The organism is Sphingobacterium sp. NGMCC 1.201703, from assembly GCF_047784615.1.
In the GTDB taxonomy this organism is placed as follows: Bacteria; Bacteroidota; Bacteroidia; order Sphingobacteriales; family Sphingobacteriaceae; genus Sphingobacterium.
This window is the reverse complement of the sequence record NZ_JBLOHD010000004.1, coordinates 138,444-155,049: the sequence shown is the minus strand read 5'-3', so window position 1 is coordinate 155,049 and position 16,606 is coordinate 138,444. Positions and strand designations below refer to the sequence as shown.

Below are 16,606 nucleotides of genomic sequence, written 5' to 3'. Positions count from 1 at the left end.
AATGAAAAGTTTAAATAAATATATAGGCATCTGTTTACTGGCCATTGCATTGAGCAGCTGCCATAAGGATCTGGATTTAAAACCGACCAATGATATTACAGCAGATGTTGCCTACCAGGATTTTAAGGGTTATACTTCATCCTTTGCCAGATTATATGGTTCGTTGGTGCTGACGAGTACCTCGGGGCCAAACAATTCGGATCTAGGTGGCCTGGATGCCGGAACCTCGGATTTTTTACGCCTTTTTTGGAATGCGCAGGAACTCACGACCGATGAGGCAGCATGTGCATGGCTTAACGACCCGGGTATCAGCGGTCTCGACTATCTCAATTTCGACGATAGCAATCCCATGCTCCGTGGTCTCTACACCCGTTGCATCTATAGCGCGACCTTGGTCAATGAATTTTTAAGAGAAAGTACCGATGCCAAATTAAGCGCCCGCGGAATTTCGGATGCCGATAAAGCTGAAATCGCTTATTACCGCGCCGAAGCAAGATTTTTACGTGCGTACAATTATTGGGTATTACTTGATTTGTTCGGAAATCCGCCATTTGTGACCGAAGAAACGCCTGTAGGTAAAGTGGCTCCTCCTCAGATTAAAAGACCAGCGCTTTTCGCTTATGTGGAGAAAGAGTTGTTGGAAGTAGCAGGACAGCTAAAGGGACCTAAGCAGAATGTATATGGCCGGGTGGATCAGGTAGCAGCGTGGGGATTGCTGGCTCGTTTATACCTCAATGCCGAAGTGTACCTAGGTGCCGGGAATAAAAAATATACTGAAGCCATCACCTATTCGGAAAAAGTATTGAATTCGGCTTATCGCCTGGGGGCAAATTATCGGGAGCTTTTCTATGCCGATAACGATAAGAACAACCCCGAGTTTATTTTCTATCTGCCTTACGATGGAACCAAGACGCAGAGCAAGGGGGGGACAACTTACCTGATCAATGCAGCGATTGATGCAACAATGAACCCGACATCTTTTGGTGTACCGGGTGGAGGTTGGGCCGGTAATAGAACTCGTGATAATATCGCAACTATTTTTGGCGACTATTCCGGAGCAACAGATAAGCGGGCAATGTTTCACCTGAACTCAAGTGTCAAAATTGAAGATATCGCTGTCTATAAACAGGGATTGGCAGTGACCAAATTCCGCAATGTCAACAAGGATGGGAAGACTGCTCCTCCGGCTGCCGAGGGCTTCGTTGCATCTGTAGATTTCCCATTGATCCGTCTGGCAGAAATGAATTTGATCTATGCCGAAGCGACTCTACGCGGAGGTGCTGGTGGTACTTTAGTAAAGGCATTGGATTACATTAACAAATTACGTGTACGTGCCTATGGTAACAATACGGGCAACTTGACGAACCTTTCGTTGGACGATATTCTCAACGAGCGTGTGAAGGAACTCTACTGGGAAGGATTTAGACGTTCGGATCTGATCCGTTATGGCAAGTTTACCGGGGATAGTTACCTCTGGCCTTTTAAAGGGGGCGTGCTTGGCGGTCAGGCAGTTGCGGGGTATAGATCGCTGTTTCCGTTACCTGCTTCGGATATTATAGCGAATTCGAATCTAGTACAGAACCCTGGCTACAATTAACCGGAGGATCAAACTTTGATCCCAGGGCTTCTATCGCTAGGATAGAAGGATTAAAATCTGGGTAGGAGAGTTTGTTTTAAGTGATTAATAAATAGATGTTTAGAAATGAAAATTATACATTATATAGGATTGGTGCTACTGCTATTGGCGACTTTCCAAAGTTGTAAAAAAGACGAAACGCAAGCAAGATTGGCTGGTACTGACGCTGTAAAACCGGCGACTTTAACGCTTGACAAGACGAACCTGACCTTGTCCAAAGCAAATGCGAATGATACGGTATTGCACCTTCGTATGATCCAGCCTGACTTTGGTTTTCAGGCTGCAGTGAGCAATGTGCTTCAGTTTGGCCTTAAAGGGGACAACTTTAAAACGGTAAAGGAAGTAGTTATTCCCAATGGACGCAGCGCAATGGGATTCACAGGCTACGAATTGAATAGTTACTTGCTTTCTCTTGGCGTTCCTACTGGAACGGCTTCTGAATTTGATGTTCGGCTTAAGTCAAGTATCAATACAAAAATTGCGGCTGTGTTTTCTGCTTTAGCTAGCCTTAAAGCTGTTCCTTATGCATCAACAAGCTATTTGTATGTGCCCGGCGCATACCAAGGCTGGGATCCGGCTACTGCTGAATCAATTGTCTCGCCGACGAGTAACGGCATCTACACGGGCATTATTTCCTTCCCGGAGGCGAATTCGGAGTTTAAACTGACCACCGAACGCAATTGGGCAAATTCCTATGGACAGACGGCAACGGGTAAAATTGCCTACAACGGTGGGGATAACATCAAAGCACCGCGCGCAGGCAATCTCGAAATTGAAGTCAATACAACAGCGAATACCATCACATTCAAAGACCATAGTTGGGGTATCATCGGAAGTGCTACACCTAAAGGATGGGATGCAGACACAGACATGAAATACGATAATGCCAACCAATTGTGGAAACTCAGGGTCAACCTAACAGCCGGCGCGATCAAGTTCCGCAAGAATCATGACTGGGGGACCAATTTTGGCGGTGCCAATGGAAATCTTGTCGCCGGTGGCGCCGATATCGCCGTAGCAAATGCGGGAACTTACGATATCGTCCTTGATCTCAATGCGAATACATACACTTTAACCAAGAAATAATGCCGACCCTATTAAAAACAACGATACGACTTACCACAGGAATTGTGGCACTAACAGCGCTTGGATGGAGCCCCTTAAAGGGGCAATCCATTCAGCGGGTAGAACCTCTGAATTGGTGGGTAGGAATGGAAAACCCAAGCTTGCAGCTTGTCGTCTATGGCCCTCAGATTGGGAAAAGTGAGGTACAGGTTGACGACAAAGGCATCGAACTCCTTAGGGTGAACCGGACAGAAAATCCCAATTACCTGTTTTTGGATGTTAAGATAACAGCGGCAGCTCAACCGGGCTGGTCTACCTTTACCTTTAGTCAGGGAAAGAAGAAACTGACCTATCGCTATGAACTAAAAAAACGGGATCAACGTGTCAAAGCACAGGGAGTAACCAGCGAGGACTTAATCTACCTGATTATGCCCGACCGTTTTGCGAATGGCAATAAGGCAAATGATCAGGTAAAGGGGATGTTGGATATGAGCTTGAACCGGGATTCCATGTATTTGCGGCATGGAGGTGACCTGGAAGGGATTATCGGTAAACTGGATTATCTCCAGGATCTGGGGGTGACCTCGCTCTGGATGACACCCGTATTGACCAACGATATGCCCTTGGCTTCCTATCATGGTTATGCCAATACCGAGACTTATCATATTGACCCGCGTTTTGGAAGCAATGATACCTATGTCCAATTGGGGGAGCAGCTGCATAAACGTCGGATGAAACTGATTTTTGATGTCGTGCCCAATCATATCGGCAGTTACCATTGGACGGTGAAAGACAAACCCATGGCGGATTGGCTCAATGAATGGCCGGAATATACCCAAACCTCTTATAAGGATCAGACTGTGTTCGATCCTTATGCCTCCGCAGCGGATAAAAAGAAAATGGTCAAAGGCTGGTTTGTGCCGACGATGCCGGATATGAACCAGCAGAATCCTTATGTACAGAACTATTTGACGCAAAGTCATATCTGGTGGATAGAGACGGCAGCCATAGACGGATTTCGTATCGATACCTATCCTTACAACGATCTGGATTTTATGGGAAAATGGACCGACCGCATTCAAAAGGAGTATCCAAACTTTACTTTTTTTGGTGAAACATGGGTACATGGGGTCGCAAACCAAGCTTATTTTCTAGGTGGGAAGCGTGTGGGGCAGGAGGTCGATTCGAAGCTGATGGGGGTGACGGATTTTCAGCTGAATTATGCCATTGGCGATGCACTCAATCAAAAAAGCGAATGGACAGCGGGAGCAAATAAACTTTATACCACGTTGGCCTCAGACTACCAATACCCACAACCGGAACGAAATGTGTTGTTCCTGGATAACCACGATAAAGATCGGTTCTTTTCAGTGGTCGGCGAAAACATCCAAAAGTATAAAACGGCAATGGCCTGGCTGCTGACGACAAGGGGAATCCCCCAATTGTACTATGGAGCCGAAATCCTGATGAAGAACTTTTCCAATCCGGATGGTCTGTTACGCGAAGATTTTCAGGGTGGTTTTGATGGCGACAAGAAGGACAAATTTACCGTAGCAGGCCGGACAGCAGCCGAGCAGGAGATGTGGTCTTTTGTACGTACCCTGGCCAACTACCGCAAGCAGCATCCTGTCCTGCAATCGGGAAAAACCATGCAGTATGTGCCGGAAGAAGGCGTTTACGTCTATTTCCGCTACAATGAGCAGCAAACTGTAATGGTGATGATGAACTGCAACGATCAGGAAAAGGAAGTGAAGCTCGACCGCTTCGCTGAACGGAACGCAAAAGCAACAGGTTATGTGGATGTCATCAGTCAACAGGTACTGAAACCAAGTGATCATAAAGTCAAGTTGGCGGCTTACGAGACGAAAGTACTTGACCTAAAATTTTAATACAACGCGATATTTTAAATTTCATTTTTTCAATGATTAATTATACTACTGTAAAAGCCGTAATATTTGATTTGGACGGTGTGTTGGTGGATACGGCAATCTACCACTTTCAAGCTTGGCATAGACTGGCTACGAGTCTGGGCTATTCTTTTTCTGTGGCTGATAATGAGCAACTGAAAGGTGTGAGCCGGGTGGAATCGCTGGAACTTATTTTGAAATGGGCCGGATTGGAAAAATCCGAACAGGAAAAAGAGCAGTTGTTGATTCAGAAGAATCAGTGGTACCTGGCCCTGATCGAACAGCTCAACCCTGGGCAGCTGCTTCCGGGCAGCCTCGACCTGCTCAATAAGCTTCGCGAAAAGCATATTTTGATCGCATTGGGATCGGCCAGCAAAAATGCATTGAACATCCTTCAGAAAACTGGGATCGTGGATTATTTTGATGCATTGATCGACGGGAATGTCGTCAGCGCATCTAAGCCGGATCCTGAAGTATTCCTTAAAGGAGCAGCGGCTTTGGGGGTGGCACCTTCGTATTGTCTGGTACTTGAAGATGCCCAAGCGGGCATTGATGCCGCTAAGGCTGCCAATATGCAGGTTATTGGTGTTGGAGAGGCCGATAACCTAAAAGGAGCGGATGACATCGTGGCCAATTTAGCTGCATTAGTCGATAAATTTTAAATTATAGTAGCAATTAACAAATGAAAACATATATCAAGCATGACCCTTGGCAAATTATTGAAAATGAGTTTAGACCTGATCATAACGAATTTTCGGAAAGTATTTTTTCCATTGGTAATGGACGCATGGGACAACGGGCCAATTTTGAAGAACAGTTTAGTGGAAGAACGTTACAGGGCTCTTATCTGGCAGGCATTTACTATCCAGATAAAACCCGTGTCGGATGGTGGAAAAACGGTTACCCCGAATATTTTGCCAAGGTAATCAACTCTTTCAACTGGATCGGACTGACAATCATGATCGATGGTCAGCCACTGGATCTGGCAAAGGTTAAGGTAAAATCATTTGAACGCCGCTTGGATATGCAAAGGGGGATTTTGCAGCGCAGTTTTGTTGCGGTGATGCCCGATGGAGCAGAAGTAAAAGTAGAGGCCAGCCGTATGTATCATCTTTTTGCTTCTGAAACGGCTTCCTTACAATATACTATCCAGGCACTGACAGCTGATGTTGTGATCGAGCTAATTTCGTTTTTGGATGCAGAGGTCGTCAATCGGGACAGCAACTACGATGAGAAGTTTTGGGAGCCTTTGTCCCAGGGGGTAAAGGGAGACAATCTGTTTGTCTGCTCACGGACAAAGAAAACGGGCTTTGAAGCCTGCGCGGAGCTCCAAACGCGGATTACAGGAGCGGACGGCATGATTAGCGCAGGAGACAGTATTTCGGAAAATGGTTATATAGGCCAGCGTTATCGCTCGAGCTTGGCCAGATCACAAACACTCTGCATTGAAAAAAGAGTCGCAATCGTAACATCCGAAAACCATGCGGCCGCAGACTTGCAGGCAGTTGCAACAGCGCGCCTGGCGGAGTTGGCCCCATTGCAGTTTGACCAATTGAAGGAAAAACAGGCCAAAGCCTGGCAGGCAATCTGGGCTGAAAGTGATATCGAGATCTTTGGTGATGTGGCTGCTCAGCAGGCTATCCGCTACAATATCTTTCAGCTTAACCAAACGTATACCGGTGAGGATGCCCGACTGAATATCGGGCCAAAAGGTTTCACGGGCGAGAAATACGGGGGGGTAACCTACTGGGATACCGAGGCGTATTGCATCCCTTTTTATCTGGCAACACAATCGCCAGAGATTGCACGAAATCTCTTATTGTATCGCCATCAACAATTGGGCAAAGCAATTGAAAATGCGGAGAAATTGGGCTTCAGCAATGGCGCGGCCCTCTTCCCGATGGTGACGATCAATGGTGAAGAATGCCACAATGAATGGGAAATAACTTTTGAGGAAATACACCGCAATGGTGCCATTGCTTTTGCCATTTACAACTACGTCCGTTATACTGGGGACACGGATTATATCTGGTCGCATGGATTGGATGTTTTGGTGGCCATCAGCAGGTTCTGGGCCCAACGCGTTAATTGGAGCACGGATAAACAGCAATATGTCATGTTGGGCGTAACCGGACCTAACGAATATGAGAATAACGTAAATAACAACTGGTACACCAACCGGATTGCATCCTGGTGTTTGGAATATACCCTGAACTGCTTGAGCGATGCTGAACGTGCTCAACCGGGATCGTTTAACGCAATGTTTGACCGACTAGGGGTAAGCGGTGAGGAACGCAATAGCTGGCAACACATCATCGATAACCTTTACTATCCCTATGATGAAAAGCGGCAGATCTTTTTGCAACAGGACGGTTTCTTGGATAAAGAGCTGATTGTAGTAGGGGATTTGGATCCTTCACAGCGTCCTATCAATCAGAAATGGAGCTGGGATCGCATCTTACGTTCCTGTTATATTAAACAGGCGGATGTGCTCCAGGGCTTTTATTTTCTTGAGGAATGCTTTGATGATGATACCCTGCGGCGCCATTTCGAATTTTATGAACCGCTTACGGTACATGAAAGTTCGCTTTCTCCTTGCGTACACGCCATATTAGCAGCTAAGCTTGGTAAAACTGACAAGGCTTATGAGTTCTATTTACGGACATCGCGCCTGGATCTGGATGATTATAATAACGACACCGAAGATGGTCTGCATATCACCTCCATGGCCGGTACCTGGATGACGATTGTAGAAGGATTTGCCGGAATGCGTGTAAAAGAGGGAAAACTATATTTAAATCCCATGTTACCTAAGGAATGGAAAGGGTATAAGTTCCGCGTTCGCTTTCGCGGTGCTATTCTATTGATTGAAGTAAATGGCAATGGGTATACAGTCGACAACATCAGCGATACAAGTGTTGATATAGCGACTACGACCGACATATTTGTGTTGGCCGGAGGAAGCCGAAAAGAGGTTTCCCAAGCCAGATAAATTCGCATGCGCAAGTGTGGAGGGCTTCTGCACTTGCACATCGCTGAATTGGTAATTAAATTGTATTTTGTCTTAAATTTTGATAGCTAATTATGGGGAATAAACCTCAATTGAGTATAAGCCAGGTTGTTAACATGAGTTTTGGATTTTTGGGAATTCAAATGGGCTTTGCTTTACAGAATGGTAATGCTTCACGTATCCTTCAAACTTTTGGTGCCGATGTGGAGCATCTGTCGTTATTCTGGCTAGCGGCACCGATCACTGGCATGATTGTTCAACCCATTATTGGGCATTATAGCGATCGGACATGGACCCGTCTGGGACGTCGTCGCCCTTATATCCTCATCGGTGCACTACTGACCACATTGACCTTGTTTCTCATGCCCAATGCGGCCTTGTTTACAGCTCTGCTACCACCGCTTTGGATCGGCGCGGGACTACTGATGTTTATGGATGCCTCAATCAACGTGACGATGGAGCCATTCCGTGCTTTAATAGGGGATAACCTATCCAGCAGCCAGCGTAGCCTGGGCTTTTCGGTACAAACCTTCCTGATTGGCATTGGCGCTGTAGTTGGCTCCCTGTTACCTTATATTTTTACCAATTACCTGGGCTTTGCGGGTACGGCGGCGGAAGGCCATGTCCCACAAAACGTTATTTATTCGTTTTATGCTGGGGGGCTTGTATTATTGGGAACGGTGTTATGGTCAGTGTTCAAAACAAAAGAATATAGTCCGGCGGAACTAAAATCATTTGCTGAAGATTCCGTTGAGCCTGTGGATAATGCTGCTGCTTTTGGATTAAGCACGATTATACGGGATATCAAAGTCATGCCGGCAGTGATGAAGAAATTGGGCTGGGTACAGTTTTTCTCCTGGTTTGCCTTATTCATGATGTGGGTATATACAACACCGGCTATTGCGGAATCGGTGTTTTATTCGAAAGTTGGAAACCGTCAGGATCTCTATATGGAAGCCGCAAATTGGGTCGGTGTGCTATTTGGGATCTACAATGGTGTTTCGGCTATTTATGCGTTATTTATTCCTAGGATCGCTAAACGATATGGGCGCAGTAAAACCCATGCTTTTGGCTTGATCGTCGGCGGGCTTTCGTTAATATCGTTGTTCTTCATAAAGGACGCTAACATGCTTGTTTTACCCATGCTTGGGATCGGCATCGCCTGGGGCAGCATATTAGCGATGCCCTACGCTATTTTGAGCGATCATTTACCCGCCACAAAAATGGGGGTGTATATGGGGCTTTTTAACTTTTTTATCACGCTGCCGCAGATCGTCTGTGGATTTTTTGGAGGAATGATCATTAAATTTATCTTCCAGAGCCAATCCATCTATGGCTTATTGCTTGCCGGTGTATTTATGTTCTTGGCCGCATTCTTTGTTCCCAAAAGCAAGCATTAAATTTGAGGAACTGCATGAGCCATCTTTGGAGCACATGCAGTTCTTTTTTTGACTTTCTCAGTAGTTATCCTTACCTGCCGGATGATATGATCAGACTATTCTAGGATTTGATCGGCTGATTTAAGCTCTTCATTCACCCCATTCTTTGTACGGTCTCGATAACGATCACTTCTGATATTTTTCCTTAATCGTTGCTTACCCCTGGGACAATCAGCTGTTTTCGGTCATGTAAATACTTGGCGGCATACCATAGTGTTTATGGAAATCTCTTGAAAAATTGGATTGTACGGTATAACCTACCATCGTGGAAATCTGGGTAATGTTATATTTTCTTTGAACGAGCAATTCGGCTGCTTTCTTTAAGCGGGAGATATTGATCAGTTCATTGGGTGTCAGGTCGGATAAACCTTTGATTTTACGGTATAATGTCGGGCGGCTCATATTCATTAGGCGCGCCAGCTCGTCCACATTGAGGTCAATATCCGAAATATTATCATAGATCACGGTGTTGAGCTGACTGATAAAATCCTTGTCAGGGGCAGATACATTGATATCCGTCAGATTAGAAACGGAAGAATTTGTAAAATAATTTTTGATGATCTTACGGTTGTTCAGGATATTTCTGATCTGTACAGTAAGGAATTCCAGTGAAAAGGGTTTTTCGATATAGGCATCGGCACCAATTTTCAGCCCATTAATTTTAGAATCAAGTGCATTTTTGGCCGTGAGGAAGATGACCGGAATATGGCTGTACAGGATGTCACTCTTAATACGTTTGCAAAGTGCGATGCCGTCCATAATAGGCATCATGATATCTGTCAAGACGAGCTGCACATTGTCCTGATCCAATATTTCAAGCGCTTCAGCTCCGTTACTGGCACGCAGAATTGTATAATCAATTTTCAGTTCCTTATTGAGATAGGCCAGTATTTCTTTGTTGTCCTCGACAATAAGGATGACAGGTCTTTCGGCGTTTTGATCTGTTTTTGCGTTTAGATGGTCTTCATGAGGAACGACTGTCTCTTCGAGGATCGGTTTGATGTCCAAGGTCTGTTCCTGCAGGATGGGGAGCGAGAGCAGGAAGATGTTTCGGTTTTCTTCCGTATAAGCCAGCGATAATGAACCCTGATGGAGTTCGACTAGGGAGCGGGAGAGAGGAAGGCCAATACCCGTTCCGGTATCTTTATTCGATTCGTTTAGCCGATAAAAGGGTTCAAAGATTTTTTCCCTTTTTTCGAAGGGAATGATATCACCATCATTTCGAAATTCGATATTGAACATAATATCATCACTGTTGAACGGAAGCAATTTGACATGTACCTGATGAGCGGCATATTTTATGGCATTATGAATCAAGTTGGTGAATATTTTCCGCAAAGCTTCTTCATCGACTTGGGCAGTGAGTGTAATCCGGGGCAAGGAAAGATCATATTGCAACATCTTTTCCTTTGCTAGGCTGTTCAGATCATTGAATACGTCAAGTAATAAGTTGTTAATGTCCGTTTTTGTAAAGATAAGGCTCATATTATTTGTTTCTGCTTTTCTAAAGTCCAAAAGTTGATTAGTTAGCCTAATCAGTCTTGTTGTGTTTTTTTCGATCAAGGCAAGGTCATTTACCGTGTCATTAGCGTCAAATTGATGTGTCCGGATGAGTTTCTCCAGGGGCATTTTGATTAAGGTCAGCGGTGTACGGATTTCGTGGGCGAGATTGGTGAAAAACTCAAGTTTAAGATTATAGACTTCTTGTTCTTTTTTACGTTCATAGCCATCCATTTTTTGCGCGTTATTTGCTTTGATCAGCAAAAAATAATACCTCAAAATCAATAAAACAACTGTACTAAAGGTAACGAAATAAATGGTATACGCCCAGCTGGATGACCACCAGGGGGGAGATACGACAATACGTAGTTGTTTTTCCGCCGGGTTCCAGATCCCATTGTTGTTAGCTCCTTTAAATCTAAAGGTATAGGTTCCGGGAGGAAGCTTATTGTAATAAATTTTTTGGCTGCCGGTGATATCTGTCCAGCCTTTGTCATAACCTTCCATGATATAGCGATAGGGATTGCTTTTTGGCGAAACAAAGCTCAAGGCTGCGATATTAAAGCTGATATTGGAACTATTATAGGAGAGCTGAATCTCTTTTGATAGCGAGATGGATTGTTTCAGTATACCATCTTCACGAACTGGAATGCTTTCGTTGTTGATCTGAATGTCGCTAATGAATATGGGCGGAATAAAGTTATTCTTAATGGATTTTGTCGGGTTAAAACTTACCATCCCTTTTATGGTACCAAAATATAATGTACCGTCCGCATCTTTAAATGCTGAATTGTAATTAAACTGATCGGCCGGTAGCCCGTCTCGGGATGTATAGATGACCCTATGGGGAAGATGGCCATCCAGTCTGACCAGGCCACCACCTGTTGATATCCATATGCTGTTGTTGTCGTCTTCCAATACTTTAAATACTTGATTGGAAGGTAAACCCGATTCGGTTAGATAGTTGGTGAAATGCCCATCACGGCGGTACTTTGAAAGGCCACTTTCGGTACAAAACCACAGATTTTTTTTGCTGTCTTCGAATAAGCCATTGACGTAATTATTGACGAGCGTATTTTGTTTGCCTTGCTCGGAGCGTAGATGTTTTATCTCGCCCGTACCCCGATTGTATTGGTAAACTCCGCTGCCATAGGTATTGACCCAAAGTATACCATCGTTATCTTCGTAAATCCCTTGTATCCAGGCCTTAATGGGGAGGAGGTCAAAACTGTCGCTATGTTTATTGTAGCCATATAGTGCGCGGTCTGTCCCCACAAACATGCTGTTGTCTCTGGACTTAAAGAGGCAAACGGCGAAGCTGCTTTGTAAGGGGCCTCTGCCGATGCGGTCATAGTGCTTTTTTAATTTTCCGGTCTTTACGTCGAGTATATCCAGTCCATGTGTTGTGGAGCCTACCCAAAGTTCATCGCCGATGGTTGCCAATCCATGGACATTATTATGTGCAATACTTCCTTTTTTTCCATTGGCAACGAAATGCTGGATCTGTTGTGTTTGAGCATCTATTTTGTTGAGACCACCATCTTCTGTGCCTATCCAGAAATTTCCATAGTTATCTTTTTTTATATCGTGTACGATATTCCCGGATAATGCAGATTTTCCAAATCCATATAGGTACTTTTTGAAATTGTCGAATTGGTTGCTGTATTGGTTAAAACCGCCAAAAAATGTTCCAAACCAGATGTTATCTTCACGGTCCCGATAGAAATTCAAAACGGCATTGTCCGATATGGCAAATGGATTGAGCAGATCTTTTTTGATGTGTTGGCTCTGACCCGTATGAATGTCATAGGTATATATTCCAGTCTCTGTTCCGATCCAGTATACCGACTCTGTCTGTTGGATAATGCAATTTGCCTGGATGACTTTGTTGGGGTAATGGTTCGCAAATAGGTTTTTTAAGGTTCCGTTTTTAAAATCAAACAGGTAGGCTGAATTGATGGTACCGACCATGAGCAGGGAGTCGTTGATAGCGTAGACGGTCTTTGTGTTGGCCAGTGCTTTCCGATCTGATTTTTTGAGTGCAATTTGAACAAATTTGCCGGAGTTAACCTGGTATCTTTCGATTGTACTGTTAATATCTGTGGTCCACAGTCCCCCTTTTTTGCTGCTGGTAATGGCTACGAGCGTATTTTTGTTTTGATCAAAAGAAACGATTTCCGTTGTAAGAGGATTATAACGATAAAGTTTTCCATTGGAAAGCAGCCAGATAAAACCGGCATATTCATGGATGGCGTTTACTTCGCCAATCGGTATGCTATTAAATGGTTTGAAGTTTTCTTTAACCGGATTGTAACAATAGGTACCCCGTGTTGTTCCTACCCATAGCACACCTTTGCTATCGGTAAGGATACTTAAAATTGACGAGCTTCCGATGCTTGTAGAATCTGAGGCATTATGCCTAAATATTTTAAATTGATTGCCATCAAAACGATTAAGACCATTCCTTGTCCCTAGCCAAAGAAAGCCCTGGGTATCTTGCGTAATACACTTGACAGAACTATTGGATAGACCATCATGGGGTTGATAATTTTTAAAATAGAACGATTGCGCCTGTAGGTGGGGCCATACAAGTAGGAGATAGAGGATAGGTATAAAGGTTATTCCGCGCAAAATTGATAATGTATTGCTAAAAATAGGCAATAAAAAAGAAAAAAAAGAGATCTCTTGATACGTTTTGATATAAAATTGAGACGCTATGATTGGGGTTGCAACATGGATTTAGCGATTTTTATAATACGAAATAACCAAAAAGTAAACTTATGTCTTGCCCTAAAATTATGACAGCAGATAGCTGCATTCTTATTTTTTTTAAAGCGAGTTACTTATCAGTCTATAGTGCGATACAAGCGTATGCGGCGAGGGTTTTCAGGCTCTGTAAATGGACCTATAGTTAGCCTGATCGATAGTTGCGTAAAGAGCTGCGGAGATCACAGGCTTTATCGGACTGAAAACATCGAATCACTTAACATTTTTGTTTGAGCGATAAATTGCTCAGAAATACAGAATCAATTAAACCACCAATTTAAAAGCGTATGAAAAACAAACTACTTGCGCAATGTGTAATGATGCCAGCATTACTGTTCACCACCTTTATTGCGGTAGCCCAGACCAGGGTGCTGAAAGGAAAGGTTGTGGATGAACATCAAAGCCCTTTGACTGGCGCTACAATTAAAGTAAAAGGCAGTACCACAGCAACCACCACCGATGCTGATGGTGCATTTTCACTGAATATAACCAATGATGCCAAATCGATTGAGGTATCCTATATTGGCTATGCATTGAAGGAAGTGCCAATTGCAGGCAATGATATGACCATTGCACTTGAACCGAGCTCCAATCAGGGGCTGGAGGAAGTGGTTGTCATTGGATATGGTACTGCTCGAAAAAAAGACCTGACGGGATCTATGGTCACCATCGGAGCCAAAAACTTCAACAAGGGTATTATGACAAGTCCCGATCAATTGATCCAGGGAAAAACTCCGGGTGTCATGGTTATTAATAACACGGGACAGCCTGGGGGATCGACCACGGTACGTATTCGTGGTAACTCCTCCATCCGTGCGAGCAATAATCCCCTGTTTGTATTGGATGGGGTGCCGATGTCCGGTAACTCGCCATTGCCGGAGGGAAGAGGCGGATTTTCTTCAGACAGAGGGAATCCACTGACCTATTTGAACCCGGGTGATATTGCGAGCATGGACATTTTGAAAGATGCTTCAGCAACGGCTATCTACGGTTCGCGAGGTGCAAACGGTGTTGTGATTATTACCACCAAAAAAGGGAAAGAAGGTTCGCCGGAAGTCTCAATCGGTGCATCAACTGGGGTGTCGACAATGCGTGAATATCCGGATGTACTGAATGCTTCGCGGTTTAGAGAAGCATTGAAATACTATACGCCAGACGAAGTCGACGACGCTGATTTTGGCGGGAATGAAGACGCGTTTAAAGCGATCACACGAAAAGCTATTACGCAGAACTATTATGCCGATGTAGCCGGCGGGACAGAATATGGGAAATATCGCTTATCAGGAGGCTATTTAAATCAGAACGGTATTATCCGCGGTTCGCAGCTGAAAAAATATACTGCCAATCTTAGTGGTAATTTCCGCTTTTTGGAGAACAAGCGGTTGGGACTTGATTTCGGTTTGTTTTTGACGCAAATGGACAATAAATATGCGCCGATCAATGCAACGGTGGGTTCAGAGGGGAATGTCATTTCTCAAGCCCTGCAATGGAATCCAACCAGACCATTGCGCGATGCACAGGGTAACCTGACTTTCGTCAGTACAACGACCCGAAATCCGCTAACCAGCATCGAGGCATTCAGGGATCTGGCGACTACCAATACCCTGGTCGTCAATTTGGCACCTTATTATAAAATTACCGATGATTTAGAATACCGGTTTATCTATAGTGCGATGCGTCAGACCGGTAATCGTCAGGGAATGTACCGTGCCGGCCTGATTGATCCATCAAAATCCAATGATGAGGAAGCTTTTATTTCCAATAATGGCGAGACTAATCTGCAGATGACGCATATGCTTTCCTATAACAAACAGATCAATGAGGATTGGAGTGTGAATGCTGTCGCTGGCTATGAATATTTGGATTATAATTTTAATAACAATATCTCTTTTGGTAAAGGGTTTAGTTATATGGGCCTGGATTACTTTGATTATATTCAATATTCTCCGGTTGCAACTCGGGAGATCGCATCCTATCGGAGTCCGAAGAACCAATTGCAGTCGCTTTTTTTGCGTGGTGGATTTAATTATTTAAATCGTTACTTATTAACTGCAACGGTAAGACGGGACGGATCAACAAAATTTGGTTCAAACAACAAATACGCCATGTTTCCCTCACTGGCAGTCGCATGGAATGCCGCGGAGGAAGATTTCCTAAAATCAAGTGGCATTTTCGATCAGCTGAAAGTACGTTTGGGCTGGGGTAAAACAGGAAACCAGGAGTTTCCTTCCGGCGCTTCATTGAACCGGCTTGTTTTTGGTAACCAAAGCATCAGTCAGGCGAACTATGGTAATCCGGACCTAAAATGGGAGACCTCTACTACCCTAAATGCGGGGATAGATTTTGGGATACTCGGCAACCGCTTATATGGTTCGATAGACTATTTCAATAAAAAGACAACGGACGCTTTATTTGAGCAAACACTCGCTCAACCAGCACCAGCCGGCCGTATCTGGGTGAATTTGGACGGTGAAATCGTCAATAAAGGTGTCGAAATTGCCTTGACAGGTACTATTGTGAAAAACGACAATTGGACCTGGGATCTGACCGGTAACGCAACCTTCCTTAAAAATAGTGTGAGTGGCCTGGTAGGCTACTATGAGACGGGAGCGTTAAGAGGACAGGGCTTTTCAGGCGTATTGGGACAACGCATGGTGAATGGTCAACCATTGAATGTCTGGTATTTGGCCGATTATCAAGGGATTGATCCGCAGACAGGTACGAGCATGTACCTGGGCTTGGACGGTAGCATCAGTACCAAAAATGACCCTGCTGTCAATAAATACTATATGCATAGCCCAAATCCCACCACTTTACTAGGTATTTCTACAAATGTAAATTATAAGAGCTTTTCTTTGGCCGCCAATATGAACGGTGCTTTGGGCCATTACTTGTTTAACAATACTGCCGCGACAGGCTTGGGATTGACCAATTTGTCTTCACGAAACATTGGATCCAAATTTTTTGACACCTCGGTCAAAGAGTCAACCTCGAATTCGGCAGCACCATCTTCACGTTTCTTGGAAAAAGGAGATTATTTAAAATTGGCCAATTTGACATTAAGCTATCGCGTTGGAAACGTAGGTAAAACATTGAAGAATTTAAATGTGTCACTAACAGGACAGAATCTTTTTATTATAACAAAATATACTGGATTTGATCCCGAAGTGAATACAGACGGTTCTACGAATGGAATCCCTTCTTTGGGTATTGAATATTTACCTTACCCGCCTGCGAGAAATATCTTATTGGGTGTTAATTTTTCACTTTAGACTAAGAGATA

At 44.1% G+C, this 16,606-nt stretch carries 8 protein-coding genes; 7 read left to right on the top strand and 1 reads right to left on the bottom strand.

Annotated features, from left to right (window positions below; all coding sequences use genetic code 11):
- The first annotated feature begins 1 nt into the window (after window position 1).
- The 6 genes from ACK8HY_RS09130 (at window position 2) to ACK8HY_RS09105 (ending at window position 9,018) form a co-directional block, all read left to right on the top strand.
- Window positions 2-1,597, top strand: coding sequence for a RagB/SusD family nutrient uptake outer membrane protein (locus ACK8HY_RS09130; protein ID WP_416133415.1), 1,596 nt, complete (start codon window positions 2-4; stop codon window positions 1,595-1,597).
- Window positions 1,598-1,702: 105 nt separating this feature from the next.
- Complete coding sequence (locus ACK8HY_RS09125) at window positions 1,703-2,722, top strand: SusE domain-containing protein (protein ID WP_416133414.1); 1,020 nt, start codon at window positions 1,703-1,705, stop codon at window positions 2,720-2,722.
- On the top strand, window positions 2,722-4,590 hold the full coding sequence (locus ACK8HY_RS09120; protein WP_416133413.1) for a glycoside hydrolase family 13 protein: 1,869 nt from the start codon (window positions 2,722-2,724) through the stop codon (window positions 4,588-4,590). The genes ACK8HY_RS09125 and ACK8HY_RS09120 overlap by 1 nt, the downstream gene beginning before the upstream one ends.
- Window positions 4,591-4,622: 32 nt before the next feature.
- A complete protein-coding gene (gene pgmB / locus ACK8HY_RS09115; protein ID WP_416133412.1) occupies window positions 4,623-5,270 on the top strand; it encodes a beta-phosphoglucomutase in 648 nt (215 codons plus the stop codon).
- Window positions 5,271-5,290: 20 nt separating this feature from the next.
- Window positions 5,291-7,600 (top strand): family 65 glycosyl hydrolase domain-containing protein, encoded by a 2,310-nt coding sequence (locus tag ACK8HY_RS09110; protein WP_416133411.1) that lies wholly within the window; start codon window positions 5,291-5,293, stop codon window positions 7,598-7,600.
- A gap of 92 nt (window positions 7,601-7,692) precedes the next feature.
- A complete protein-coding gene (locus ACK8HY_RS09105) occupies window positions 7,693-9,018 on the top strand; it encodes an MFS transporter (protein ID WP_416133410.1) in 1,326 nt (441 codons plus the stop codon).
- A 210-nt stretch (window positions 9,019-9,228) separates the two neighbouring features.
- Here the strand turns inward: ACK8HY_RS09105 and ACK8HY_RS09100 are convergent, their stop codons facing one another.
- On the bottom strand, window positions 9,229-13,188 hold the full coding sequence (locus ACK8HY_RS09100) for a two-component regulator propeller domain-containing protein (RefSeq protein WP_416133409.1): 3,960 nt from the start codon (window positions 13,186-13,188) through the stop codon (window positions 9,229-9,231).
- Window positions 13,189-13,610: 422 nt separating this feature from the next.
- Here ACK8HY_RS09100 and ACK8HY_RS09095 point away from each other — a divergent pair, with 422 nt between their 5' ends.
- Window positions 13,611-16,595, top strand: coding sequence for a SusC/RagA family TonB-linked outer membrane protein (locus ACK8HY_RS09095; protein WP_416133408.1), 2,985 nt, complete (start codon window positions 13,611-13,613; stop codon window positions 16,593-16,595).
- Window positions 16,596-16,606 lie beyond the last annotated feature (11 nt).

Coding starts and splice junctions, on each gene's coding strand:
- ACK8HY_RS09130 (WP_416133415.1), top strand. CDS start 2: ATGAAAAGTTTAAATAAATATATAGGCATCTGTTTACTGGCCATTGCA.
- ACK8HY_RS09125 (WP_416133414.1), top strand. CDS start 1,703: ATGAAAATTATACATTATATAGGATTGGTGCTACTGCTATTGGCGACT.
- ACK8HY_RS09120 (WP_416133413.1), top strand. CDS start 2,722: ATGCCGACCCTATTAAAAACAACGATACGACTTACCACAGGAATTGTG.
- pgmB (WP_416133412.1), top strand. CDS start 4,623: ATGATTAATTATACTACTGTAAAAGCCGTAATATTTGATTTGGACGGT.
- ACK8HY_RS09110 (WP_416133411.1), top strand. CDS start 5,291: ATGAAAACATATATCAAGCATGACCCTTGGCAAATTATTGAAAATGAG.
- ACK8HY_RS09105 (WP_416133410.1), top strand. CDS start 7,693: ATGGGGAATAAACCTCAATTGAGTATAAGCCAGGTTGTTAACATGAGT.
- ACK8HY_RS09095 (WP_416133408.1), top strand. CDS start 13,611: ATGAAAAACAAACTACTTGCGCAATGTGTAATGATGCCAGCATTACTG.